This is a genomic window from Streptomyces sp. NBC_01537 (assembly GCF_045040445.1).
Taxonomy (GTDB): Bacteria; Actinomycetota; Actinomycetes; order Streptomycetales; family Streptomycetaceae; genus Actinacidiphila.
In genome coordinates, this window is the sequence record NZ_CP109392.1 from 5,243,250 (window position 1) to 5,266,894 (window position 23,645).

The 23,645-nt window shown below is 69.9% G+C and carries 20 protein-coding genes; 10 read left to right on the forward strand and 10 right to left on the reverse strand.

Annotated features, from left to right (window positions below):
* The first annotated feature begins 2 nt into the window (after positions 1-2).
* Positions 3-998: an anion permease gene (locus tag OG607_RS24190; protein ID WP_405727133.1), complete on the forward strand. Its 996-nt coding sequence runs from the start codon at positions 3-5 to the stop codon at positions 996-998.
* Between the two features lie 167 nt (positions 999-1,165).
* On the opposite strand, the gene pstB is transcribed toward OG607_RS24190, so the two are convergent.
* From pstB to OG607_RS24235, 9 genes are all read right to left on the reverse strand, one after another.
* The gene (gene pstB / locus OG607_RS24195; protein ID WP_405727136.1) at positions 1,166-1,942 is read right to left on the reverse strand and encodes a phosphate ABC transporter ATP-binding protein PstB; all 777 of its coding nucleotides are present in this window, start codon (positions 1,940-1,942) and stop codon (positions 1,166-1,168) included.
* A 42-nt stretch (positions 1,943-1,984) separates the two neighbouring features.
* Positions 1,985-3,058 (reverse strand): phosphate ABC transporter permease PstA, encoded by a 1,074-nt coding sequence (gene pstA / locus OG607_RS24200; RefSeq protein ID WP_405727139.1) that lies wholly within the window; start codon positions 3,056-3,058, stop codon positions 1,985-1,987.
* On the reverse strand, positions 3,055-4,044 hold the full coding sequence (gene pstC, locus OG607_RS24205; RefSeq protein WP_405727142.1) for a phosphate ABC transporter permease subunit PstC: 990 nt from the start codon (positions 4,042-4,044) through the stop codon (positions 3,055-3,057). The genes pstA and pstC overlap by 4 nt, the downstream gene beginning before the upstream one ends.
* A 110-nt stretch (positions 4,045-4,154) precedes the next feature.
* On the reverse strand, positions 4,155-5,294 hold the full coding sequence (gene pstS, locus OG607_RS24210; RefSeq protein WP_405727145.1) for a phosphate ABC transporter substrate-binding protein PstS: 1,140 nt from the start codon (positions 5,292-5,294) through the stop codon (positions 4,155-4,157).
* 196 nt (positions 5,295-5,490) lie between these two features.
* Positions 5,491-5,916: an NUDIX hydrolase gene (locus OG607_RS24215; RefSeq protein ID WP_405736996.1), complete on the reverse strand. Its 426-nt coding sequence runs from the start codon at positions 5,914-5,916 to the stop codon at positions 5,491-5,493.
* A 25-nt stretch (positions 5,917-5,941) separates the two neighbouring features.
* Positions 5,942-7,009, reverse strand: coding sequence for a CHAD domain-containing protein (locus OG607_RS24220; RefSeq protein ID WP_405727148.1), 1,068 nt, complete (start codon positions 7,007-7,009; stop codon positions 5,942-5,944).
* Positions 6,990-9,182, reverse strand: a complete 2,193-nt coding sequence (locus OG607_RS24225; RefSeq protein WP_405727151.1) for an RNA degradosome polyphosphate kinase — start codon at positions 9,180-9,182, stop codon at positions 6,990-6,992. Before OG607_RS24225 ends, OG607_RS24220 begins: the two co-directional genes overlap by 20 nt.
* Before the next feature lie 227 nt (positions 9,183-9,409).
* Positions 9,410-10,369 carry a mycothiol synthase gene (gene mshD / locus OG607_RS24230; RefSeq protein WP_405727154.1) on the reverse strand — a complete coding sequence of 320 codons (960 nt, stop codon included), beginning with the start codon at positions 10,367-10,369 and terminating at the stop codon, positions 9,410-9,412.
* 224 nt (positions 10,370-10,593) lie between these two features.
* Entirely contained in the window at positions 10,594-11,730 is a 1,137-nt protein-coding gene (locus OG607_RS24235) for an MFS transporter (RefSeq protein WP_405727157.1), read from the reverse strand.
* A 205-nt stretch (positions 11,731-11,935) separates the two neighbouring features.
* Between OG607_RS24235 and OG607_RS24240 the strand changes: the two genes are divergently transcribed.
* A complete protein-coding gene (locus OG607_RS24240) occupies positions 11,936-13,768 on the forward strand; it encodes a bifunctional metallophosphatase/5'-nucleotidase (RefSeq protein WP_405727160.1) in 1,833 nt (610 codons plus the stop codon).
* A 111-nt stretch (positions 13,769-13,879) separates the two neighbouring features.
* Here OG607_RS24240 and OG607_RS24245 read toward each other — a convergent pair whose 3' ends face one another.
* Positions 13,880-15,949, reverse strand: coding sequence for a glycosyltransferase family 39 protein (locus tag OG607_RS24245; RefSeq protein WP_405727163.1), 2,070 nt, complete (start codon positions 15,947-15,949; stop codon positions 13,880-13,882).
* 274 nt (positions 15,950-16,223) lie between these two features.
* Here OG607_RS24245 and OG607_RS24250 point away from each other — a divergent pair, with 274 nt between their 5' ends.
* The 8 genes from OG607_RS24250 (at position 16,224) to OG607_RS24285 (ending at position 23,588) form a co-directional block, all read left to right on the forward strand.
* Positions 16,224-16,358: a hypothetical protein gene (locus OG607_RS24250; protein WP_405727166.1), complete on the forward strand. Its 135-nt coding sequence runs from the start codon at positions 16,224-16,226 to the stop codon at positions 16,356-16,358.
* 237 nt (positions 16,359-16,595) lie between these two features.
* A complete protein-coding gene (locus OG607_RS24255; RefSeq protein WP_405727169.1) occupies positions 16,596-16,727 on the forward strand; it encodes a hypothetical protein in 132 nt (43 codons plus the stop codon).
* A 281-nt stretch (positions 16,728-17,008) separates the two neighbouring features.
* Entirely contained in the window at positions 17,009-18,892 is a 1,884-nt protein-coding gene (locus OG607_RS24260; protein ID WP_405736998.1) for an ABC transporter ATP-binding protein, read from the forward strand.
* Positions 18,889-19,638, forward strand: a complete 750-nt coding sequence (locus tag OG607_RS24265) for a response regulator transcription factor (RefSeq protein WP_405737001.1) — start codon at positions 18,889-18,891, stop codon at positions 19,636-19,638. Before OG607_RS24260 ends, OG607_RS24265 begins: the two co-directional genes overlap by 4 nt.
* Positions 19,639-19,721: 83 nt before the next feature.
* Positions 19,722-20,510 carry a response regulator transcription factor gene (locus OG607_RS24270; protein ID WP_405727172.1) on the forward strand — a complete coding sequence of 263 codons (789 nt, stop codon included), beginning with the start codon at positions 19,722-19,724 and terminating at the stop codon, positions 20,508-20,510.
* Positions 20,511-20,513: 3 nt separating this feature from the next.
* Positions 20,514-21,131 carry a DedA family protein gene (locus tag OG607_RS24275; protein ID WP_405727175.1) on the forward strand — a complete coding sequence of 206 codons (618 nt, stop codon included), beginning with the start codon at positions 20,514-20,516 and terminating at the stop codon, positions 21,129-21,131.
* A gap of 103 nt (positions 21,132-21,234) precedes the next feature.
* Positions 21,235-22,170, forward strand: a complete 936-nt coding sequence (gene galU, locus OG607_RS24280) for a UTP--glucose-1-phosphate uridylyltransferase GalU (RefSeq protein WP_405727177.1) — start codon at positions 21,235-21,237, stop codon at positions 22,168-22,170.
* 8 nt (positions 22,171-22,178) lie between these two features.
* The gene (locus tag OG607_RS24285; protein WP_405727180.1) at positions 22,179-23,588 is read left to right on the forward strand and encodes a sensor histidine kinase; all 1,410 of its coding nucleotides are present in this window, start codon (positions 22,179-22,181) and stop codon (positions 23,586-23,588) included.
* Positions 23,589-23,645: the final 57 nt, after the last annotated feature.

The following is a 23,645-nucleotide window of genomic DNA, read 5'->3' on the forward strand; positions in this document are numbered from 1 at the left end:
AGGTGGACACCTTCGCACTCGTCGTCGTCATCGGCGTCGCGCTCTTCTTCACGTACACCAACGGCTTCCACGACTCCGCGAACGCGATCGCGACCTCGGTGTCCACCCGCGCGCTCACCCCGCGCGCCGCGCTCGCCATGGCCGCGGTGATGAACCTGATAGGCGCCTTCGCCGGCGGCGGGGTCGCGCACACCGTCAGCAAGGGGATCATCGAGACCCCGGACGGCAAGCAGGGCATGATCATCCTGTTCTCCGCGCTTATCGGGGCAATTGTCTGGAATCTGACGACCTGGTACTTCGGTCTACCATCGTCTTCCAGCCACGCGCTCTTCGGCGGCATGGTCGGCGCGGCACTGGCCGGCTCCAGCACGGTCTTCTGGCACGGCGTCCTGGACAAGATCGTGCTCCCGATGATCATCTCGCCGGTCGTCGGCCTGGTCGTCGGCTATCTGGTGATGGTCGCGGTGATGTGGATCTTCCGCCGTTCCAACCCGCACAAGGCCAAGCGCGGCTTCCGTATCGCCCAGACCGTCTCGGCGGCGGCGATGGCCCTCGGACACGGTCTGCAGGACGCGCAGAAGACGATGGGCATCGTGGTCATGGCGCTCACCATCGGCGGCGTCCAGCAGGGCGACGGCATTCCGGTCTGGGTCAGGTTCGCGTGTGCGGCGATGCTGTCGCTGGGTACGTACGCGGGCGGCTGGCGGATCATGCGGACGCTGGGGCGCAAGATCATCGAGCTCGACCCTCCGCAGGGGTTCGCGGCGGAGGCGACGGCGTCCTCGATCCTCTACGTGACGTCCTACGTCTTCAAGGCGCCGATCTCGACGACGCATGTCATCACGTCGGCGATCATGGGCGTGGGTGCGACGAAGCGCGTGAACGCGGTGCGGTGGGGGGTCGCCAAGAACATCGTCATGGGGTGGTTCATCACGATGCCGGCGGCGGGGTGTGTGGCCGCCGCGGTTTATGGCATCACGCACCTCGTGTTCGGCTGAGGCGCGTTGGCGGCATCCGGCCAGTGGGTGGTGGGCTCACCGGGTCCGTCCGGTGGCCGGAACCGGCGGCTGCGCAAAGTGGGCCCGCCCCCTTCCCGGGGGCGGGCCCTTCGCCTTGCGGTGGCACCGCCATGCAGCACCGCAGGACGTCCTGGGGCTGCGGCCTCTCAGCCGAAGCGGCCGGAGATGTAGTCCTCGGTGGCCTGGACGGAGGGGTTGGAGAATATCCGCTCGGTGTCGTCGATCTCGATGAGCTTGCCGGGCTGGCCGACGGCGGAGAGGTTGAAGAAGGCGGTGCGGTCGGAGACGCGCGCGGCCTGCTGCATGTTGTGCGTCACGATGACGATCGTGAAGCGCTCCTTGAGCTCACCGATCAGGTCCTCGATGGCGAGGGTGGAGATCGGGTCGAGGGCTGAGCAGGGCTCGTCCATCAGGAGCACCTGCGGCTCGACCGCGATCGCGCGGGCGATGCACAGACGCTGCTGCTGGCCGCCGGAGAGGCCGGAGCCGGGCTTGTTGAGGCGGTCCTTGACCTCGTTCCAGAGGTTGGCGCCCTGGAGGGACTTCTCGACGATGGTGTCGAGGTCGCGCTTCTTCTTGACGCCGTTGAGCTTGAGGCCGGCCGCCACGTTGTCGTAGATCGACATCGTGGGGAAGGGGTTCGGGCGCTGGAAGACCATGCCGACGGTGCGGCGCACCGCTACGGGGTCGATGCCGGCGCCGTAGAGGTTCTCGTCGTCGAGGAGGACCTTGCCCTCGACGCGGCCGCCCGGGGTGACCTCGTGCATGCGGTTCAGAGTCCGCAGGAAGGTGGACTTGCCGCAGCCGGAGGGGCCGATGAAGGCGGTGACGGTGCGGGGCTCGACGGTCATGGAGATGTCGTCGATCGCTTTGTGGGCGCTGTAGTAGGCGGACAGTCCGCTTACGTCGATTCGCTTGGCCATGGTGTTGCTCTCAATCGGGTCGCTGCTGCTGAGGAGGTCGCGTCAGCGACCGGTCTTGGGGGCCTTCCAGCGGGCGATGCCGCGGGCCGCCATGTTCAGGATCATCACGAAGGCGATCAGTACGAGGGCTGCCGCCCACGCCCGGTCGTAGCTCGGCTGGTTGCCGTTCTGGTACTGCTGGAAGATGTAGAACGGCAGTGAGGCCTGCGGGCCGTCGAACGGGTTGCTGTTGATCTGAGCGCTGCCGAAGACCAGCAGCGCGATGGGGGCGCTCTCGCCCGCGATACGGGCGACGGCGAGCATGACGCCCGTCGTGATGCCGCCGATCGCGGTGGGGAGGACCACCTTCATGATTGTGCGCCATTTGGGGACGCCGAGCGCCAGTGAGGCCTCGCGCAGCTCGTTGGGGACGAGCTTGAGCATTTCCTCGGTCGAGCGCACGACGACCGGCATCATCAGGATCGCCAGGGCCAGCGAGCCGGCGAAGCCGGAGTAGCCGAAGCCGAGCATGAGGATCCACAGCGTCAGGATGAACAGACCGGCGACGATCGACGGGATGCCCGTCATGACGTCGACGAAGAAGGTGACGACCTTGGCGAGCCTGCCCTTGCCGTACTCGACCAGATAGACCGCGGTGAGCAGGCCGATCGGGGCGGCGATGAGCGTGGCGATGAGAACCTGCTCCAGGGTGCCGATGATGGCGTGGTAGACACCGCCGCCGGGGTAGAGGGTCAGCACCCCGTTCATCGAGTGGCTCAGGAAGTTGCCGTCGAGGACCGTGAGGCCCTTGCCGATCGTGGTGACGAGCAGCGAGTAGAGCGGCAGTGCCGCCAGCACGAAGCACGACCAGACCAGGCTGGTGGCGGTCCGGTCCTTGGCCTGGCGGGTGCCTTCGACACGGGCGGCGAGCGCGAATGTGCCGACGATGAAGACGATGAGGGCGATCAGGCCCCACTGGATCTTGCTGTCCAGGCCGGCGCCCAGGCCGATGCCGGCGCCGACTGCGATCGAGGCGGCGGCGATGCCGGCCGGCGCCCAGCGGGGCAGCCGGGCCTGGGCCAGGGGCCGCTGCGGTACGGAGGCGGCCGGAGCCTTGTCCACGACGAGGTTGCTCATGCGTTGGCCCCCGAGTACTCCTTGCGGCGGGCGATGATCGCGCGAGCGGCGCCGTTCACCAGCAGGGTGATGACGAACAGGACGAGACCGGAGGCGATCAGCGCGTCACGGCCGAACTCGTCGGCCTCGCCGAACTTGGCGACGATGTTCTGCGAGAAGGTGCCGCCGACCGGGTCCAGGATGTGGATGGACAGGATCGGCGAGGCGGACAGCACGGTGGCGACGGCCATCGTCTCGCCGAGGGCGCGGCCGAGGCCGAGCATCGTGGCGGAGATGATGCCGGAGCGGGCGAAGGGCAGCACCGACAGCCGGATGGTCTCCCAGCGGGTGGCGCCCAGCGCCAGGGCGGCCTCCTCGTGCATCCGCGGGACCTGGTTGAAGACCTCGCGGCTGACGTTGGTGATGATCGGCAGGATCATGATGGCCAGCAGGATGCCCACGGTGAACAGCGACCGCGCGGCTTCGGGGTTGGAGGACTTGAAGACCACGGTCCAGCCGAGGTACTCGTTCAGCCACTTGTTGAGGCCGACCAGGTGCGGCACCAGGAACAGGGCGCCCCACAGGCCGTAGATGATGCTGGGGACGGCCGCGAGCAGGTCGATCACGAAGGAGATCGGGGTGGCGAGCTTGCGCGGTGCGTAGTGCGAGATGAACAGCGCGATGCCGACCGAGACCGGGACCGCGAGGATCAGCGCGATGATCGAGCTGACCACGGTGCCGTAGGCAAGGACGGCGATGCCGAAGACCGGCGGGGTGGCGCTGGCGTTCCACTCGAAGGTGGTCAGGAAGTTGCCGTGGTCCTTGGAGATGGCGTTGACCGCGCGCACGGTGAGGAAGAGCGCTATGGCGGCCATGATCACCAGCAGCAGGATGCCGGATCCACGGGAGAGGCCCGAGAAGATCTTGTCACCCGGGCGCGTGACAGTGCCCCCGGCGGTCTTCTCTGCCGGTGGCGGGGGGGCTGGAGACTGTGTGGTTATGTCCATGGGGGGTTTCTCCGGTCTGGGTGGGGGATGGCTCCCCCGGCGGCGGTGCACCGGATGGTGGCGGGGGCCCCGTAACGGTTGGTGTTACGGGGCCCCCGCCGCTTACTGGATCAGGCGAGGGCCGCGACGCTGGCGCGGACCTTCGTGGCGATCTCGGCCGGCAGCGGGGCGTAGCCGGCGTCGGGGAGCAGCGCCTGGCCCTCCTCGCTGGCGATGTAGGTCAGGAAGGACTTCGTGACCGGGAGGGTGGCGGCCTTGTTGCCCTTGTCGCAGGCGATCTCGTAGGTCACCAGGACGATCGGGTAGGCGTTGTCGGCCTTGGTGACGTACGCGGAGGACAGGTCCAGGGACAGGTCCGCGCCGGTGCCGACGACCTTGCCCTGGGCGATGCCCGCGGAGGCGTTGGCGGCGGTGGCCTCGACCGGGGCGGAGGCGCCGGTGTTGATCTTGGCGGTCTTGATGCTGTTCGCGGTCGCGTAGGAGACCTCGAAGTAGCCGATCGAGCCGTTGGTCTGCTTGACCTGGGCCGCGACACCGGCGGACTTGGCGGCGGACTGGCCGCCCTTGCCCGCGAAGGCCTTGGCGTGCTCGTACGGCCAGGCCTTGGGGGCGGCGCCGCTCAGGTACTTGGTGAGGTTGTCCGTGGTGCCGGACTCGTCCTGGCGGTGGAAGGCCTGGATCTTGGTGTGCGGCAGGGTGACGCCGGAGTTCAGCGCCTTGATGGCCGCGTCGTCCCAGTAGGTGATCTTCGAGTTGAAGATGTTGCCGATCGTGGCGGCGTCCAGGACCAGGTTGTCCACACCGGAGAGGTTGTAGCCGATCGCGATCGGGCCACCGACCATCGGGATGGAGATGCCGGTGCCGCCGGTGCAGACGGCCTTGGACGCGGTGACCTCTTCGGGCTTCAGCGGGGAGTCGGAGCCGGCGAAGGCGTCGGTGCCCTGGTTGAAGTCGATGATGCCTTCACCGGAGGACGAGGCCTTGTAGTTGATCGTCGTGCCGGAGCAGGCGGCCTGGTACTTCTGCACCCACAGGTCGATCGCGTTCTGCTGGGCGGAGGAACCGGAGGCGAGGATCTGGCCGGCCTTGTCCGCACACTTGATGCTGCCGGAGGACGAGGCGGAGGACGAGCTGCTCGCGCCACTGCTCGCGTTGTCGTCCGAGCCACACGCCGTGAGGAGCAGCGCGCCGGAGATCGCGACCGCGCCGACGGTCAGGGCACGTACGCCACTCTTACGCTGAAGCTTCACCTTCGGTGTTTCCTTCCTGAAGCCCGCCGGGATGGCGAAGCGGAGGTATAAGGGGTTCTGCATCCACCCGGAGGCCGCGTTGCTCACCCACCGGTACGGCCGAAATTAGGCAGATGAGGTGAAGCGACCGACGGATCGGGGTTAACGGAAGGTGAACCTCGCATATCAGTGCGGTGGCGCAGCTGGAAGGACCGCCTCAGCGGGTGGAATGTCCAGAATGCCGGACAAACGCGTCGATCAGCGGACGATCGCGTTCATGTGTCAGCCGGTGTCGTGCGGCGGTCACCGGCAGCCAGATGACCCGGTCGACCTCGTCGTTCGGGACGAAGAAACCGCCGGTCGCCTCGGCCGCCCAGTAGCGGACGTGTTTCGGCCGTCCGTCGACCACGTAGTACGAGGAGGGGAGCCGCGGGCCGAGGACGCAGGTCTGGCCGGTCTCCTCCTTCACCTCGCGCACCGCGGCGGCGGCCGCGTCCTCGCCGCGTTTCAGCTTGCCCTTGGGCAGCGACCAGTCGTCGTAGCGCGGGCGGTGGACCAGTGCGAGCTCCACCTCGCCGTCCACGGGCGAGCGGCGCCACAGGACGGCGCCCGCGGCGAGGATGGGGGTGATCCTGGTGTCGATGACGGCATCTCCCCTCGGATAGGTGCTACGCGCGCATCCACAGACGGACGAAGGCGAAACGGGCCTGCTCGACCTCCTGCCGCTGGTCCGCGTGGAGCACGCCGAGCGCGTAGGCGGTGGCCGGGGCGATCCGCGGGGTGCGGGCGGCGGCGGTCACCGCCTCGGCGGCCTCGGCGGCCTCGCGGTGCTGCTCCAGTACGCGGGCGAGGGCGGCCGGACGGGTTTCGGGTTCCCCGTCGTCGTACGGGAACACCTCGCGGGCGTAACGGCTCAGCCGCAGCAGGATCCGTACCCGGTGCCAGGGGGCGTCCTGCCGCTCGGCGGGCAGGTCGGCGGCGAGCGCGGCCCGCAGGGTGTCGCCGTTGTACGGCTGGCCGGCCCGGGCCAGCGGCAGTGCCCCGGCCGCCTCGGCGAGCCGGGTGTGGGCGCGCTCGGTCAGTGCGGGCAGCGTCTTGTCCGCCGGGGCTTCGGCGGCGGCCGTCAGGGACACCTCGGAGGCCAGCACCGCGACGGCGTCGGCGACCGCGTGGAAGCGGGAGGAGCCCATCGCCTGCAGGGCGGCGGAGTGCGCCCGGGTACGGGCCAGGGTCAGCTGGCGCTCCAGCAGCGCCCCGGCGCGGGCGCCGCCCACGGCGAGCGGGCCGCCGCCCGGCGCGGGCGGGCTCTGCTGGGCGGGTACCAGGGCCGGCTCGTCCTCCACCTCGGCGGAGGAGAGCCGGTGCAGGGCCGACAGCAGGCGGGCCAGCCGCGCCGAGTGCTGGTACTCGCGGGCCAGCGAGGAGGCCAGCCAGCCCAGCTCGGCCCGCAGCGGCTCCGACCACGCGGTGTCGGTGAGCGGGCCGTACGTGTGCAGGGCGGAGCCGATCCGGCGGGCGGACCGGCGCAGCTGGTGGGCCGCGTCAGCGGTGCCGGCCGCGCCCCCGTTGCCCCCGTCGCTCTCGCCCTGGGTGAGGGCGCGCAGGAAGGTGGTCGCCTGCCCGCGCAGATAGCCGGCCAGCACGTCCCCGGCCGTGCCGTCGCCGCCGGTTACCGGCGGCTCGGCACGCAGGTCCGTTGCCTGGGCGAACGCAGTGTCACGGTGTCGCTGGGCCACGCCGGCGCCTCCGGGCGTCGATGAGCATCTCCTGGACGTTTTGCAGCGGACGTCCGTCGGCGTCGGTGCTGTGCCGCGTCCAGTTTCCGTCCGGGCCGAGGTGCCAGGACGAGGTGGTATCCGAAGTCCCGATCTCCAGCAGCCGGTTGAGGGTCGTACGGTGAGCGGGGTCGGCGACCCGGACCATCGCCTCGATACGGCGGTCCAGGTTGCGGTGCATCATGTCGGCGCTGCCGAACCAGACCTCCGGCTCGCCTCCGTTGCCGAAGACGAAGATCCGCGAGTGCTCCAGGAACCGGCCCAGCACACTGCGCACCCGGACGTTCTCCGACAGGCCGACCACACCCGGGCGCACCGCGCAGATGCCGCGCACCCAGATGTCGACGGCCACCCCGGCCTGCGAGGCCCGGTACAGCGCGTCGATGAGCGCCTCGTCGACGATCGAGTTGACCTTGATCCGGACGTACGCGGTCCGGCCGGCCCGGTGGTGCTCGATCTCCTTCATGATCCGGGCGATCAGCCCGTCCCGGAGATTGCGCGGGGCGACCAGCAGCCGGTTGTACGACTCCCGGCGCGAGTAGCCCGACAGCCGGTTGAACAGGTGCGACAGGTCCGCGCCGACCTGCGGGTCGGCGGTGAGCAGGCCCAGGTCCTCGTAGAGGCGGGCGGTCTTGGGGTGGTAGTTGCCGGTGCCGACATGGCTGTAGCGGCGCAGGGTGTCGCCCTCCTGGCGGACCACCAGCGACAGCTTGCAGTGCGTCTTCAGGCCGACCAGGCCGTAGACGACATGGCAGCCGGCCTCCTCCAGCTTGCGGGCCCACTTGATGTTGGCCTGCTCGTCGAAGCGGGCCTTGATCTCCACCAGGACCAGCACCTGCTTGCCGGACTCGGCGGCGTCCACGAGGGCGTCGACGATCGGCGAGTCGCCCGAGGTGCGGTACAGGGTCTGCTTGATCGCCAGGACGTTGGGGTCGGCGGCGGCCTGCTCCAGGAAGGCCTGCACGGAGGTGGAGAAGCTGTCGTACGGGTGGTGCAGCAGGATGTCGCGCTCGCGCATCGCCGCGAAGACGTCCGCCGCGTGCGAGGACTCCACCTCCGCCAGATCGCGGTGGGTGCCCGCCACGAACTTCTGGTACTTCAGCTCCGGCCGGTCCTGCGAGCCCACCGCGAACAGCCCGGTGAGGTCCAGCGGGCCGGGCAGCGGGTAGACCTCGGCGTCCTCGATCTTCAGCTCGTGGACCAGGGTGTCCAGGGCCTTCGGCGAGATCGACTCCTCGACCTCCAGCCGTACGGGCGGGCCGAAGCGGCGGCGCAGCAGCTCCTTCTCCAGGGCCTGGAGCAGGTTCTCGGCGTCGTCCTCCTCCACTTCCAGGTCCTCGTTGCGGGTGACCCGGAACATGTGGAAGTCCATGACCTCCATGCCCGGGAACAGCTCCTCCAGGTGCGCGGCTATGACGTCCTCCAAGGGGACGTACCGCTGCGGGCTGGCCTCCAGGAAGCGGGAGAGGATCGGCGGGACCTTCACACGGGCGAAGTGATCATGGCCGGAGACCGGGTTGCGTACGGTCACCGCCAGGTTCAGCGACAGGCCCGAGATGTACGGGAAGGGGTGCGCCGGGTCCACCGCCAGCGGGGTCAGGACCGGGAAGATCTGGTGCCGGAAGAGGGTGAACAGGCGGGCCTGCTCCTTTTCGGTGAGCTCGGCCCACCGGATGATGTGGATGCCCTCTTCGGCCAGCTGGGGGGCCACGTCGTTCTGGAAGCAGGCGGCATGGCGGGCCATGAGCTCGCGGGAGCGGCTCAGGATGTTGGACAGCACCTCGCGCGGCTGCTGACCGGAGGCCGAGCGGGTGGCCACCCCGGTCGCGATGCGGCGCTTCAGGCCCGCGACGCGGACCATGAAGAACTCGTCCAGATTGCTCGCGAAGATCGCGAGGAAGTTGGCCCGTTCGAGGAGCGGGGTGGTCGGGTCCTCGGCCAGCTCCAGGACGCGCTCGTTGAACGCCAGCCAGCTCTGCTCACGGTCCAGGAAACGGCCCTGGGGCAGCTCGGCCGCGTCCTCCTCGGCCGGGCCGGTGATCTCCGGCGGCAGGTCCGGTACCACGCGTGGACGGTAGGCGGCCACGGAGCCCCCGGACGTGCTGGCTGCTTCGGGGTGATTCATCGAGGCCATGGGTGCGAGCCCTTCTCCGGATACGGCACGGCATTCCGTCTTCCATTCTCCCGTGTCCGCTGCCGTTCGGGCAGGTCGGGCCACTGGAGGGTCGTGCGGATGTCGGGCTGCATTCACAGATGCTCGCAAGCCACGTTGAATCGCCGGTAACGAGCAGGTGGCGGTCAGGGGCCCAGGGGGTTGTGGGCAGGGGCCGGACCGCCCCTGCCCACCCCGCTACCTCGTTGTCATGTCTCCGTGCGGTACATGAGGTCGACCTCGTGTGTACGGAAACCGAGCCGTTCGTAGACGGTGACGGCCGGGATGTTGTCGGCGTCCACGTAGAGCATGGCGGTGGGCAGCCCGCGGTCGTACGCGAGGTGGCGCAGGCCGGTCGCCGTGAGGGCCTTGCCCAGGCCGCTGCCCTGTTCACCGGGGTCGATGCCCAGGACGTAGACCTCGCCGAGCCGCTCGGCGGCATGCACCTTCGTCCAGTGGAAGCCGGCGAGCTTGCCGCCGCGGAAGGCCAGGAAGAACCCGGCCGGGTCGAACCACGGCTCCGCCTTGCGGTCGTCCAGGTCCCGCTGGGTCAGGTTGCCCTGCTCCGGGTGGTGCGCGAACGCGGCCGCGTTCACCGCGAGCCAGGCGGCGTCGTCCTGGCCGGGGACGAAGGTGCGGACCGCGATCCCCTCCGGCAGCACCGGCTCGGGGAGGGGGTCGCCCTTTTCGAGGGGACGCCGCATCTGGCGCAGCTCCCGGAACAGCGCGAGCCCCAGCAGCCCGGCGAGGTGACGGGCGGCCGGGTGGCCCCCGTGTGCCCACACGCGCAGCCGGCGGTCCGACGCCTCCAGCAGCGCGTGGCCCAGCGCCCGGCCGTGGCCCTTCACCCGGTGCGCCGGGTGGACCACCAGCTCGGCGGCCGGAGCCTCCACGGGGTCGGTGTCCTCCAGCTGCGCATAGCCGACCAGGGTCTCGTCCTCACCGTGCACCAGCAGATGGCGTACGCCCGCCCGGGCCCCGCCACGCAGATTCAGGCGTCCCTGCTCCGACACCGCCGCCTGGCCGTCCACGGCGGCGGCCTCCTCGATGAGGGCGAGCACGGCTTGCGCCTGTGCGGGCGTCGGCTCGTCCAGTACGTCGATCCGGCGCGGGTGGGGGTGCGTTTGCGGGTCGGCAGCGGCGGCGGTGTGCGAGGGGTCGTCCGTCATGGGCAGAGCTTAGAGGGCGCGCGCATGGGTGGGGCGGGTGAAGGAGCGGGGTGAGGGGCAAGCATGGCAAGGCGGAGGAGGGAAGCGACGCGATGGGGGTACCCCCTGCTCGAGCGGAGCCGAGAGCTTGGGGGAGTCGTTGACCGACGACAACGCCGCCAGGCGCCGCCCATCGCCCCGCGACGCCGCCCCACCCATGCGCGCGCCCTCCTAAGGCGGACCCGTCAAGAGGGGACGAGCGCCGCCGCCGCACACGCGATGCCTGCCGCGGCGGCGAAGGCCGGCCAGTAACCGGCGGTCGAGATGACCGCGCCCACGAGCGGCGGGACGACGGCCGCCGTCAGGTTCTGCCCCGTGTTGTGGATGCCGAGGGCGCGGCCGGACCAGGCGGGACCGGCCCGCTCGGCGGTGGCGGTGAAGGAGAGCCCGTTCGTGCTGGAGGTTATGGCCACGGCGACGACGAGGGCGAGGTCGGTGAGGGGGGAGGGGAAGGCGGCGGTGAGGGCGCAGGCGGTGACGACGGCGGCGGTGGCGACGGCGAGGTGGCGCATGGGGCGCAGCCGGGAGCCGACGCGGTCGGACCAGCGGCCGGCGGCGATGCGGGAGAGGGCGCCGAGGGCCTGGGCGAAGGCGAGCAGCTGGCCGGCATGGACGGGGGACCAGCCGCGGACGTCGACGAGAAGGACGAGGGCGAAGGCACCGGCGGTGAACTGGGGGACGACCAGCAGCGCGCCGGCGGAGTGGATGCGCCACAGGAAGGCCGACCCCCGGTAGGGGTTGGCTGGGGCACCGGATGCCTCGTTGGCGGCGGCGGCGCGCGGCGGATCGGCCGCGTACAGGGCGATGAGCAGGGCGATCACACCGCACAGGCCGGCCAGGAAGGCCAGCCCGGCGTGGACGCCCAGCGCCGGCATGGTCAGGGCGGCCACGGCCATGCCCAGCGGGGTGGAGGTCTGGCGGATGCCCATCGCGAGGCCGCGGTCGGCGGCGGTGAACCAGCCCATGACCAGGCGGCCGCTCGCGGAGTAGACCGAGGCGCCGGCAGCGCCGGCGAGGGCGAGGAGGACACCGAGGAGGACCATGCCGTGAGCCATGTACGCGACAGCCAGCAGCAGCGCTGCCAGACCCAGGCCGATGGCGATGACGACACGCTCGCCGTAGCGGTCCGCGGCCGCGCCCCAGGCGACCAGGGCGAGCACGAGGCCGAGCGCCGGGCAGGCGACGAGGACACCGACCTGGGTGAGGGTGAGGTGCTGAGTGGTCCTCAACCCGGCGGCCAGATAAGGGATTCCGTAGACGAAGGCACAGGCGGCGGTCTGTGCCGCGGTGCCCAGGGCGAGCATCAGCCAGCGGCGTGGCATGGCGTGCACCTCCTCGGTCGGTGGTGGGGCCAACTATGCCGCGCGATCGCATGGTGAGACTATTTATTTCGGTATGTGAGACGGCCATTTCGCGGCCAAGGTATTGAAACCTGCTTGTAACCGCAAAGGCCATGACAACTACGCGCGTTGACCATAGGCTGCGCCAATCTCGCCTCTTTACCTTCTCCTTACCTCTGGGGGGCTCATGCGCAAGACGCGCAGAATCACCGTGGCCGCCGCGGCCCTCGCGGCCGCCGGCGCGCTCGCGTTCGTGTCGACGGCGCAGGCAGGTGCCGGCACCGACGGCGGGCAGACGACCCGCGACGTCGAGCGGGCCGCACTCGCCAAGAAGGTCGACAAGGCCAAGAAGCGCTTCGTGGACCTCCAGTTGCTGGCGCTGAACGACTTCCACGGCAACCTGGAGGCCCCGTCCGGGTCCAGCGGCCGCGTCACCGAGCTGCAGGCGGACGGCACGACGAAGACGATCGACGCGGGCGGCGCCGAGTACCTGGCGACCGCGCTGCGCACGGCGCGCGCGAACCACCCGTACTCCTTCACCGTCGCGGCCGGCGACATCGTCGGCGCGAGCCCGCTGCTGTCGGGGCTGTTCCACGACGAGCCGACCATCGAGGCCATGAACGCGATGGGCCTGGACGTGACCGGCGTCGGCAACCACGAGTTCGACGAGGGCGCCAAGGAACTGATCCGCCTGCAGAAGGGCGGCTGCCACCCCACCGACGGCTGCTACGCGGACGACCGCACGTACGCAGGAGCCGACTTCCCCATCCTCGCGGCCAACGTGACCTGGGAGAAGAACGGCAAGACGATCCTCAAGCCGTACACCATCAAGAAGGTCAACGGCGTCAAGGTCGGCTTCATCGGCGTGACCCTGGAGGGCACCCCGAACGTCGTGACCGCCGAGGGCGTCAAGGGCCTGAAGTTCGCCGACGAGGTCGAGACGGTCAACAAGTACACCAAGATCCTCAAGAAGAAGGAGGGCGTCGACGCCGTCGTCGCCCTCATCCACGAGGGCGGCACCCCGACCTCGACCGCGTACAACTACGACTGCGACGCGGGCGGCAACGGCTCCGGCATCTCCGACCCGATCGCCACCATCGCCAAGGGCATCGACTCCGAGGTCGACGCGATCGTCACCGGCCACACCCACCAGGCGTACGTCTGCACCATCCCGGACCCGTCCGGCAACCCGCGCCTGGTCACCAGTGCCTCGTCCTACGGCAAGCTCTTCACCGAGCTGAACATGGTCTACGACCGCAAGACCGGCGAGATCGTGCGCACCTCGGTCGACGCCTCCAACAAGGTCGTCACCCGGACGGTCGACAAGGCCCCGGACATCACCGAGCTGCTGAACTACTGGAAGGCGCTGGCCGCCCCGGTCGCCAACACGACCGTCGGTCACATCTCCGGTGACATCAGCCGCACCGACGCCGACTCCCTCGAAACACCGCTGGGCGATGTCATCGGCGACGCGCAGCTCGCGTACGCCAAGACCCTCGACAGCGGCGCCGACCTCGCCGTCATGAACCCCGGCGGCATCCGTGCCGACCTCGTCTACACGGCCTCCGGGACCGAGGGCGACGGCGTCGTGACGTACGGGGAGGGCTTCGCGGTCCAGCCCTTCAGCAACACGGTCAACCTGAAGGACCTCACCGGCGCACAGCTGATCACGGTGCTGCAGCAGCAGGTCAGCGGGACGAACCTGGCGTCGCCGAAGATCCTTCAGATCTCCAGCGGGCTCACCTACACCCTGGACCTGACCAAGACCGGTGCGGACCGGATCGTGGTGGACTCCGTCAAGCTCAACGGCGTCGCGATCGACACCACCGCCACCTACCGCGTCGCGATGAACTCCTTCCTCGCGGGCGGCGGCGACGGCTTCACCGAACTGGCCAACGGCACCAACCAGCTCGTCGGCGGCGACGACCTCGCCGCTCTCACGGCCTACCTGACCGCGAACTCCTCGGCGGCGGCCCCGCTTGTGCCTCCGGCGGCGGACCGGATCACGGTCGTGAAGTGATGTTCTGCTGAAGCAGCTTGAAGGGGCGGTCCGTTGTGGCGGGCCGCCCCTTCCTGTGCGCGTAGTGGTGGGCTGGTCGCGCAGTTCCCCGCGCCCCTTCGGGGCCCGGCTCTACACGTCCGACGGATCCAGGCGGTAGACGGAGCTGTCGATCTTCAGCGCCGTGCCGTGCTTCTGGACCCAGGCCGTCACCTCGGAGTTGCCGCCACCGCCGGGGCCGCCGCCGCTGCTGCCGGTCTGTACGTAGTGCAGCTTGCCCGCCTTGACCAGCTTCTTGAGCTTGTCCAGGGTCATCGCGTTGTCCGAGCCGGACCAGCCGCCCATCGAGGCGACGGGCTTCTTGGTCTGCAGGATGAGCTGCGCGGCGCTCTGGTCGTTGGAGACCGCCAGGATCCAGGTGGCGCCGTCCTGGTGCTTCAGCAGATACGACGCCAGCTCGGAGCTGGCGCCGCCCATGCCGCCGCCGCCCATGCCGCCGCCCCCGCCGCCCGTGGGCGCACCGCCGCCGGAGGGCGCCCCACCCTGCTGGCCGCCAGGAGCCTGGCTGCTCGTCTGCCCGCTGGGCTGGCCGCCCTGCTGGCCGCCGGGCTGCTGCCCGCCAGGGCCGCCCATGCCACCGTTACGACCGCCGCCGCCTCCGCCGCCGAAGCCGCCTCCGCCCATCCCGCCGCCCGTGGAGGGCCCGGCCGTCGGGTTGGTGCCGTTGACCGACCCGCCGGTGGCGGTGTCGAAGGCGTACGCGGCCGGGCCGGCGAGCAGGGCGATGAGCCCGGCGCCTGCGGCCGCCGCGCCCAGCCGGCGCGGGGAGGGGAGCTTGGGGGCGAAGCGGGAGAGGAGCAGCCCGATGACCGAGAGGGCCGCGACGACGGCCACCACGGGACCGAGCCAGGCGTTCCAGCTGGTCGTACGGCTGAGCAGGACGTACGCCCACACCGCGCTCGCGGCGATCGCGGCGGGCAGTACCCACACCCACTTCAGGTCGCGCCGGAAGGCCCGGTACATGGCGACGCCGCCCGCGCCGGTGAGCGCGGCGATGCCGGGGGCCATGGCGGTCGTGTAGTAGGGGTGGAAGGTGCCCTCGGCGAAGCTGAAGATGACGTAGTGGACGCCGAACCAGCCGCCCCACAGCAGATAGGAGGCCCGCTGCATGTCGTGGCGGGGCCGCCGCCCGCGCAGGATCAGTCCGGCCAGCAGGGCGATCGTGGCGAAGGGGATCAGCCAGGAGATCTGGCCGCCCATGATGCTGTTGAACAGCCGCCCGGCACCGGCGGCGCCGCCGAAGGACGCGCCGTTGCCCGCGCTGCCGACCCCGGCGCTGGCGCCGAAGACCCGGCCGAGGCCGTTGTAGCCGATGACCAGGTTCCAGACGGTGTTGTCGGTGGAGCCGCCGATGTAGGGGCGGGAGTCCCTGGACACCATGAAGTCGGCCACGACCACGAACCAGCCGGTTGAGGCGGCCAGAGCGACACCCGCCACCGCGAGGTTGCGCACCCGCTTCCAGATCCCCGTCTTCGCGGCGAAGCCGTACGCGAGGAAGAAGGCGGGCAGGCACATGTAGCCCTGCAGCATCTTGGCGTCGAAGGCGAAGCCCACCGCGACCCCGCACCACACCAGCGGCGCGAGGCGGCCGGTACGGATCGCCCGCAGGCAGCCGGCGGCGCCGAGCAGCATCAGCAGGACGAGGAAGGGGTCGGGGTTGTTGTCGCGGTTGATGGCGACGGTGATCGGGGTGAGGGCGAGCACCAGGGCGGCGATCGTGGCGGCCACATAGCCGAAGCTGCGCCGGACCATGGTGTAGAGCAGGGCCACGGAGGCGGTGCCGGCGGCGGCTACCGGCAGCATCATCTGCCAGGTACCGAAGCCGAAGACGCGGCAGAAGAGCCCCATCACCCACTCGGCCAGCGGCGGCTTGTCGACGGTGATGAAGTTGCCGGCGTCGAGGGAGCCGAAGAAGAGCGCCTTCCAGCTCTGGGTGCCGCTGAGGACGGAGGCGGCGTAGAAGGAGTTGGCGTTGCCTATGGAGGAGACGTTCCACAGGGCCAGCCCGGCGGCGAGCGCGAGGACGGCCCAGAGGGCGGGGCGGGCCCAGCGGGGTGCGCGGGGGCTGCCGAGGGCCAGTTCTCTGGCGCGCACGGCGGCGGTGGCAGCGGCGCTGGGGGCGGGGGGAGTCAGGACGGACATGAGAGCCACCCTCATGGCGGGGTATGGGCGCCTCGTGAGATGTCAATGAAGGCCCGGTGAGAAATCGATAATTTACTTCCCGCTTGCCGTTTCTCTACCGACCACGGGCCTATGAGTGCCCCCTCTGAGGATTCTCAACCCTGCATGAGGAAACCTAATGGACTGCTCACGGTGGCTTAATCAAATAGGGGTGATCGCCGCTGTTGATCTCTGTACTGTCCTCTCTGTCGGCGTCGAACGGACGCCGACAGCACACAACGAAGAGGTAATTGAGATGGCTTTCAAGGCCCCTGCCCCGCTGCCCAAGCCGAAGAAGAAGCTCCTCCCCCCGCCCCCGAAGCCGAAGGCCAAGAAGAAGGCCGCGCCGGCTCCCAGGCCGATCAACGCGGACGGCTCGGCGGCCAAGTAAGCTTGGCAGCACTGCAGTTCAGAGCCTGAAAGAGGGCCGGTGACCATGATCACCGGCCCTCTTCGCGTTGTCGGCGGTCTGTGTGGGACGCCCGTCCGGCGCCCTGCGGTTCCAGGGTGCGGGTGAGAACCGGCCTCACACTCATTTCATAGGCATCTCACCGGAATTCTCTTGTCCGGCGCATTTCTTCGCGTAATGTTTTCCACGTCGAAGCAGGAACTCGAATAGGAGAAAACAATGGCCTTCAACAAGATCGCCCCCGTCGCCAAGCCGGCCCCCAAGCACCACGTGCACAAGAAGGCCGCCCCGGTGAAGCCGGTCGCCAGGAAGGTCGTCAAGAAGGTGCGCCCGCGTCCGATCGGCAACTGACCGAGGTCCATCCGGAGGCGGGCCGGCGGCAGGAAGAGCCGCGGCCCGCCTCGGTCGTGCCCCCGATCCCGAACCGTCCGTCCGTCCGTACGCACAAGAGGTGGGAGAGACCGTTGTCCGCGTATCAAGACCAGGCGACCATGCAGCTGCGGGTCATTGACCCGGACGAGGCCGCCGCCCGCGCCGCCGGCCGGCACCGCAGGCAGCCGATGCGCGCCCGCCCGTACGGACGCCACCGCCACACCGGCGAGTTCGAGATCATCTACGACGGCGGACCGGCGATCGAGGCGGAGACCGAGGAGGCGGAGGAGGAGTACACCCCCAACCTCCCGGTCCGCGACGCCTTCAAGCGCTTCTGGCCGCTGACCAAGGGCGACCGCATCTGGCTGGTCGTCATCTGTGTGTGCGTGGTCATCGCCGCCCTCGGAGAGACCGCCGCCATCCTGCTCTTCTCCGACCTCACCGACAACGCCCTCCAGGCCGGCAAGCTGTCGGCCTTCTGGTCCCCGGCGGGCAAGTGGTTCGCGGTCACGGTCCTGGGCGCGATCGTCGGCTACGTCGGAAACTCGCTCGCCGTGTGGACGGCCGAGCGCTTCGTCATGCGCCTGCGAGCCCGGGTCTTCGGCCACATCCAGGACCTGCCACCGGACTTCTTCCAGCGGCACCGCCTCGGCGACCTGGTCGAACGCCTCACCGGAGACGTCGAGGCCATCGAGCACATGGTGGTCTCCGGGGTCGTCGGCACCATCTCCGCGGTCTTCAGCGTGGTCTTCTTCTCCGCCGCCGCCCTCTGGATCCGCTGGGACCTGGCGCTGGCGACCTTTGTCCTCGCCCCGCTGTTCTGGCTGTCCGCCAAGCTCTTCTCCAGCCGCATCAAGGACGTCTCCCGGGACGAGCGGGTCGCCGACGGCGCGATCACCTCGGTGGTCGAGGAGTCGCTCGGCAACATCCTGCTCACCCAGGCCTACAACCGTAAGCGGGCCGAGGAGAAGCGGTTGCGGGTCGAGGCCAAGGCCTGGATGAAGGCCTCGGTCACCAGCGGCCGGCTCAGCGAGCGCTACAGCCAGCTGGTGGAGGTCGTCGAGACCGTCTGCGTCCTGGTCGTGATCGGCCTCGGCGCCTGGGAGATCTCCCAGGACCGGATGACCATCGGCAAGCTGCTCGCCTTCGCCGCCTTCCTCGGCTACCTGTACCCGCCGATCCGCTCGCTCGGCACCCTCGGCCTCACCCTCAACGCGGCCACCGCCGGCGCCGAGCGGCTCCTCGAGATCCTGGACGCCGAGCCCTCCGTACGCGACCCCGAGCGTCCCGTCCCCGTACCCCGCCGGGTCCAGGGCCACGTCGACTTCGAGTACACCAACTTCCGCTACCCCGGCGCCGAGAAGGACTCCCTGCGCAACATCTCCTTCTCCGCCCACCCCGGCGAGCTGGTGCTGGTCACCGGCGCGAGCGGCGCGGGCAAGTCCACCATCTCCAAGCTGCTGCTGCGCTTCTACGACCCGTCGGCCGGCGCCGTACGCCTGGACGGCATCCCGCTCAGCGACTACCCGGTGGACCACCTGCGGGAGAACGTCACCCTGCTGCCGCAGAAGACCCTCATCCTGCACGACACCATCCGCGAGAACATCGCCTGCGGCCGCCCCGGCGCCACCGACGAGGAGATCGTCTCCGCCGCCCGCGACGCCCAGGCCCACGACTTCATCGCGGCGCTCCCGCAGGGCTACCTCACCCCGATCGACCAGCACACCGCCCAGCTGTCCGGCGGCCAGCTGCAGCGCATCGCGATCGCCCGCGCCATGCTCCGCGACTCGCCCGTACTCGTCCTGGACGAGCCCACCACCGGCCTGGACGCGCTCGCCGCCCGCCGGGTCGTCAAGCCGCTGCGCCGCCTGATGGCCGGCCGCACCACGATCATGATCACCCACGATCTGAACCTCGCCCCCGACGCCGACCGGATCCTCGTCCTGGACCACGGCCGTCTCGTCGAGGTCGGCACCCACCAGCAGTTGCTGGACCACGGAGGCGCGTACGCGCACCTCCACCAGTCGCAGAACAACTCGCAGAACCAATCGCAGAACAACGGGACGGCGGACCGGTCGGACACAGGCCAGTTCCGCGTCCCGGTCCCGACCGAGCTCGTCCAGGAGAACCGGACATGGCGATGACGATGACGATGACGGAGCCGACAACCACCCCCGGGGCCTCCGGAGCCCCCCGCATCCTGGTGGTCGACGACGAGCGGGCGATCCGGGACGCCCTCCACATGATCCTCAGCAGACGCGGTTACGAGGTCCTGCTCGCCTGCGACGGCGAGGAGGCCCTGGAGATGGTCGAGTCCGCCCGCCCCGACCTCGTCATCCTGGACGTCCTTCTCCCCTTCATGGACGGCCTCACCGCCTGCCGCCGGCTGCGCGCCCGCGGCGACGAGGTCCCGGTGATGATGCTCACCGCCCGCGACACCATCGGCGACCGCGTCACCGGCCTGGAGACCGGCGCCGACGACTACCTCGCGAAACCCTTCGCCACCGACGAGCTCGTCGCCCGCATCCGCGCCCTGCTGCGCCGCCGCCAGCGCGAGTCCGCCCTCGTCCACGACACCGTCTTCAGCTTCGCCGGCCTGCGCATGGACACCGTCGGCCGGGACGTCACCCGCGACGGCCGCGACCTGCGCCTCACCCGCACCGAGTTCGCGCTGCTGGAGCTCTTCATGGCCCGTCCCCGGCAGGTCCTGGAGCGTGACCGGCTGCTCAAGGCGCTGTGGGGCGACCACGGGCTGCCCACCGCCAACACCCTCGACGTCTATGTGATGTACCTGCGCCGCAAGACCGAGGCCGGCGGCCTGTCCCGGCTCATCCGTACGGTGCGGGGGGTCGGCTACGTACTCGACACGGACCTGGAAGCCGTGGCATGAGTGACAGGGGCGACAGGGGATTCTGGGACTCCCCACATCCTGCTCTCAGAGAATTCACAGATCCGGCCGCGACGGTGGACGGCATGCAGTCGACCCAGACCGAGAACCCGGCCCGCATCCTGATCGTCGACGACGAGCCCGCCGTCCGTGAGGCGCTGACCAGAAGCCTGGAATTCGAGGGCTACGAGGTCGACACCGCCAAGGACGGCCAGGACGCGCTCCAGCAGCTGGAGACCGAGCACCCCGATCTGATCCTGCTGGACGTGATGATGCCCGTCCTCGACGGCCTCGCCGCCGCCCGCCGGATCCGGGCCAAGGGCGACACCGTGCCGATCCTCATGCTCACCGCCCGCGACGCCGTGGGCGACCGCATCGTCGGCCTCGACAACGGCGCCGACGACTACCTCCCCAAGCCCTTCGCCGGCGACGAGCTGCTGGCCCGCGTACGCGCCCTGCTCCGGCGCAGCGCGCCGGTAGTCCCGCCGCAGCCGCAGCGCGACGGCGTCCGCCCGACCGTCTCCGGGTCCGGCTTCGGTGCCGGTTCCGCCGCCAAGCAGCAGCTGGCCTTCGAGGACGTCGCGATGGACCTGCGCACCCGCGAGGTCACCCGCGACGGCAAGCGCCTCGACCTCACCAAGACCGAGTACGCGCTCCTCAAGCTCTTCATGGCCCACCCGCGCCAGGTGCTCAGCCGCGCCTCCATCCTCCGCGAGGTCTGGGGTTTCGATTTCGAGCCGACCTCCAACACCCTCGATGTCTACGTGATGTACTTGCGGCGCAAGACGGAGGCCGGCGGCCTGCCCCGGCTCATCCACACCGAACGCGGCACCGGCTATGTCCTGCGTCCGCCCAAGAACCGCGAGGCGCGCTGACCCATGTTCGACGCCAACCACCTCGTCTCGACCTTCGGGCTCATCGGCGTACTCCTGATCGTCTTCGCCGAGTCCGGGCTCCTCATCGGCTTCTTCCTGCCCGGCGACTCCATCCTCTTCACCGCCGGTCTGCTGATCTCCCAGCACCAGGTGATCCACCAGCCGCTGTGGCTCGTCTGCCTGCTCATCGCCGCCGCCTCCATCGTCGGCAACGAGGTCGGCTACCTCTTCGGCCGCAAGGCCGGCCCCGCGCTCTTCCGTCGGCCGAACTCCCGCCTCTTCAAGCAGGAGTACGTCGCCAAGGCCCACGACTTCTTCGAGCGCCACGGCGCCCGCGCCCTGGTCCTCGCCCGCTTCATCCCGATCGTGCGCACCTTCACCCCGATCCTCGCCGGTGTCAGCGGCATGGCCCACCGCTCCTTCACGGTCTTCAACGTCGCGGGCGGCGTCCTGTGGGGCGCGGGCGTGACGGTGGCCGGGTACTTCCTCGGGCAGATCGGCTTCATCCGGGACCACGTGGATGTGGTGCTGGTGCTCATCGTCGTGCTGTCGGTGGCTCCCGCGGTGATCGAGGCGCTTCGCTCGCGCAGCGCAGCGCGCTCCGCGCGGGAAGCTGCGTGAATTTCAGCCCGTCCGGCGTTTGAGGACACGCCCGAAGGGCGTTCTCGGGTTCGCCTCACGCTGATCTCAGCGCTCTCTCATTCCGCTGATGAAACATGACCTCATGACCCCCCACACCACGAAAACCGTCAGGAAAGCCGTCGTCCCCGCCGCCGGCCTCGGCACCCGCTTTCTGCCCGCGACCAAGGCGACGCCGAAGGAAATGCTGCCGGTCGTCGACAAGCCCGCCATCCAGTACGTCGTGGAGGAGGCCTCCGCCGCCGGGCTGGATGACGTGCTCATGGTCACCGGCCGCCACAAGCGGGCGATCGAGGACCACTTCGACCAGGCGTCGGAGCTGGAACGCGCGCTGGAGGCGAAGGGCGACCTCGCCCGCCTCGACGCGGTCCGGAGCGCGAGCGCGCTGGCCCGCATCCACCACATCCGGCAGGGCGATCCGCTCGGCCTGGGCCATGCCGTGCTGTGCGCGCGCAGCCACGTCGGGGACGAGCCGTTCGCCGTGCTGCTGGGCGACGACCTGATCGATGAGCGGGAGACGCTGCTCAAGGACATGCTCGACGTGCGCACCCGGCACGGCGGAAGCGTGATCGCGCTCATGGAGGTCGACCCGGCGCAGATCCACCTCTACGGCTGCGCGGCGGTCGCACCGGGCGAGCAGGACGGCGTCGTCCGGGTCACGGGCCTGGTCGAGAAGCCGGCCGCGGACGCGGCGCCGAGCAACTACGCCGTCATCGGCCGCTATGTCCTGGACCCGCAGGTGTTCGACGTGCTGGAGCGCACCGAGCCCGGCCGTGGCGGCGAGATCCAGCTCACGGACGCGATCGAGGAGCTGGCGGCGAAGGGCGAGGTGCGCGGGGTGGTGTTCAGGGGCCGGCGCTATGACACCGGCGACAAGGCGGACTATCTGCGGACGGTCGTGCGGCTGGCGTGCGACCGGCCGGACCTCGGCCCGGAGTTCCGGACCTGGCTCAAGGAATTCGTCAGCACGCTCGACCTCGACCTCGACCTCAACCCGGAAGGTGGGCGGTTCGCCGCCTGATTACTCACATGATGCGAAGACTGCCGCTGCGCTCCCGACTGGCACTCCTCACGGCGGCGGCCTTCGCCATGGCCATCGGGGTGGCGGCGGCGGCCTGCTGGTACATCACGGCCACACAGCTCCGCAGCAATCTGGACTCCTCCCTCACCACCGTGGACATATCGCCGGGGTGGGTCCAGCTGCTGGAGAAGAAGTGTGACAAAACCCCCGCCAAGACGAACGCGAGCGGTCCGCCGTCCCGCATCACGGGCCAGCTGCTGACGAACAGCGGCAACAAGCGGTGCGTGGACTACGCCGACACCGCGATCGTCGTCACCCAGGCCGACAAGGACGTGGCCTCCGGCAAGATCCACTCCGTACTGCGCAACGGCGTACGCGACGACGGGACCCCCGTCCGCGTCTACACCGTCAAGACCCGCGGTGGCGACATCATGACCATCGCCCGCGAGATCAGCGAGGTGTCGGAGCCGCTCAACAGGCTCGCGGCGCTGCTCACCATCGTCGGCGGCTGCGGCGTCCTGCTGGCGCTGGGCGCGGGCCTGCTCATCGCCCGGGCGTCACTGGCGCCCGTGCACCGCTTCACCGCCGCCGTGGAGCACATCGCGCGTACCGAGGACCTGAAGGTGCGCATCCCGGTGGAGGGGGAGGACGAGATCGCCCGCCTCGGCCGGTCGTTCAACAGCATGACCGCGGCCCTGGAGAGCTCGCGCGACCACCAGCAGCGGCTGATCGCCGACGCCGGGCACGAGCTGCGCACCCCGCTGACCTCGCTGCGCGCCAACGTGGACCTGCTCATCCGCAGCAACCAGACCGGCCGGCCCATCCCGCCGCACAAGCGGGACGCGCTGCTGGGCAGTCTGCAGGCGCAGACGCAGGAGCTGACCAGCCTCATCGGGGATCTGCTGGAGCTGTCCCGCCCGGAGGTCGCCCAGGCGTCCGCCGTGCCGACGGCCCTGCACCTCGTCGTCCAACGGGCCCTGCAGCGCGCCCAGTTGCGCGGCCCGGGGGTGACCTTCCTGACGGACATCGAGCCCTGGCACGTCCTGGGCGACCCGGCCTCGCTGGAGCGGGCCGTGGTGAATCTGCTGGACAACGCGGTGAAGTTCTCGCCGCCGGACGGCACGATCGAGGTCCGGCTGCGGGACGGCGAGCTGACCGTACGCGACCACGGCCAGGGCATCCCGGCCGAGGACCTCCCGCATGTCTTCGAGCGCTTCTGGCGCTCCCCGCAGGCCAGGGCCCTGCCGGGCAGCGGTCTGGGGCTGTCGATCGTCGCGCACACCGTGCAGCGCGCAGGCGGACAGGTGGCTCTGCTGCCGGCCCACGGGGGCGGAACGGTGGCTTCCCTGCGGCTGCCGGGGACGGCTGTTCCGGCGCCGGGAACCGCACAGCTGGCTCATATTGTGAGCGGTCTATGAGGCCTCGATGAGAACGCTGTTTCTCATCTTTCGCTAATTGCGGTCTTACTGAGGCCC

Bases quoted from the DNA above. Each gene is read 5' to 3' on its own strand.
- pstB (WP_405727136.1), bottom strand. From the start codon at position 1,942: ATGGCCAAGCGAATCGACGTAAGCGGACTGTCCGCCTACTACAGCGCC.
- pstA (WP_405727139.1), bottom strand. From the start codon at position 3,058: ATGAGCAACCTCGTCGTGGACAAGGCTCCGGCCGCCTCCGTACCGCAG.
- pstC (WP_405727142.1), bottom strand. From the start codon at position 4,044: ATGGACATAACCACACAGTCTCCAGCCCCCCCGCCACCGGCAGAGAAG.
- OG607_RS24225 (WP_405727151.1), bottom strand. From the start codon at position 9,182: ATGGCCTCGATGAATCACCCCGAAGCAGCCAGCACGTCCGGGGGCTCC.
- mshD (WP_405727154.1), bottom strand. From the start codon at position 10,369: ATGACGGACGACCCCTCGCACACCGCCGCCGCTGCCGACCCGCAAACG.
- OG607_RS24235 (WP_405727157.1), bottom strand. From the start codon at position 11,730: ATGCCACGCCGCTGGCTGATGCTCGCCCTGGGCACCGCGGCACAGACC.
- OG607_RS24240 (WP_405727160.1), top strand. From the start codon at position 11,936: ATGCGCAAGACGCGCAGAATCACCGTGGCCGCCGCGGCCCTCGCGGCC.
- OG607_RS24245 (WP_405727163.1), bottom strand. From the start codon at position 15,949: ATGTCCGTCCTGACTCCCCCCGCCCCCAGCGCCGCTGCCACCGCCGCC.
- OG607_RS24250 (WP_405727166.1), top strand. From the start codon at position 16,224: ATGGCTTTCAAGGCCCCTGCCCCGCTGCCCAAGCCGAAGAAGAAGCTC.
- OG607_RS24255 (WP_405727169.1), top strand. From the start codon at position 16,596: ATGGCCTTCAACAAGATCGCCCCCGTCGCCAAGCCGGCCCCCAAGCAC.
- OG607_RS24265 (WP_405737001.1), top strand. From the start codon at position 18,889: ATGACGATGACGATGACGGAGCCGACAACCACCCCCGGGGCCTCCGGA.
- OG607_RS24270 (WP_405727172.1), top strand. From the start codon at position 19,722: ATGCAGTCGACCCAGACCGAGAACCCGGCCCGCATCCTGATCGTCGAC.
- OG607_RS24275 (WP_405727175.1), top strand. From the start codon at position 20,514: ATGTTCGACGCCAACCACCTCGTCTCGACCTTCGGGCTCATCGGCGTA.
- galU (WP_405727177.1), top strand. From the start codon at position 21,235: ATGACCCCCCACACCACGAAAACCGTCAGGAAAGCCGTCGTCCCCGCC.
- OG607_RS24285 (WP_405727180.1), top strand. From the start codon at position 22,179: ATGATGCGAAGACTGCCGCTGCGCTCCCGACTGGCACTCCTCACGGCG.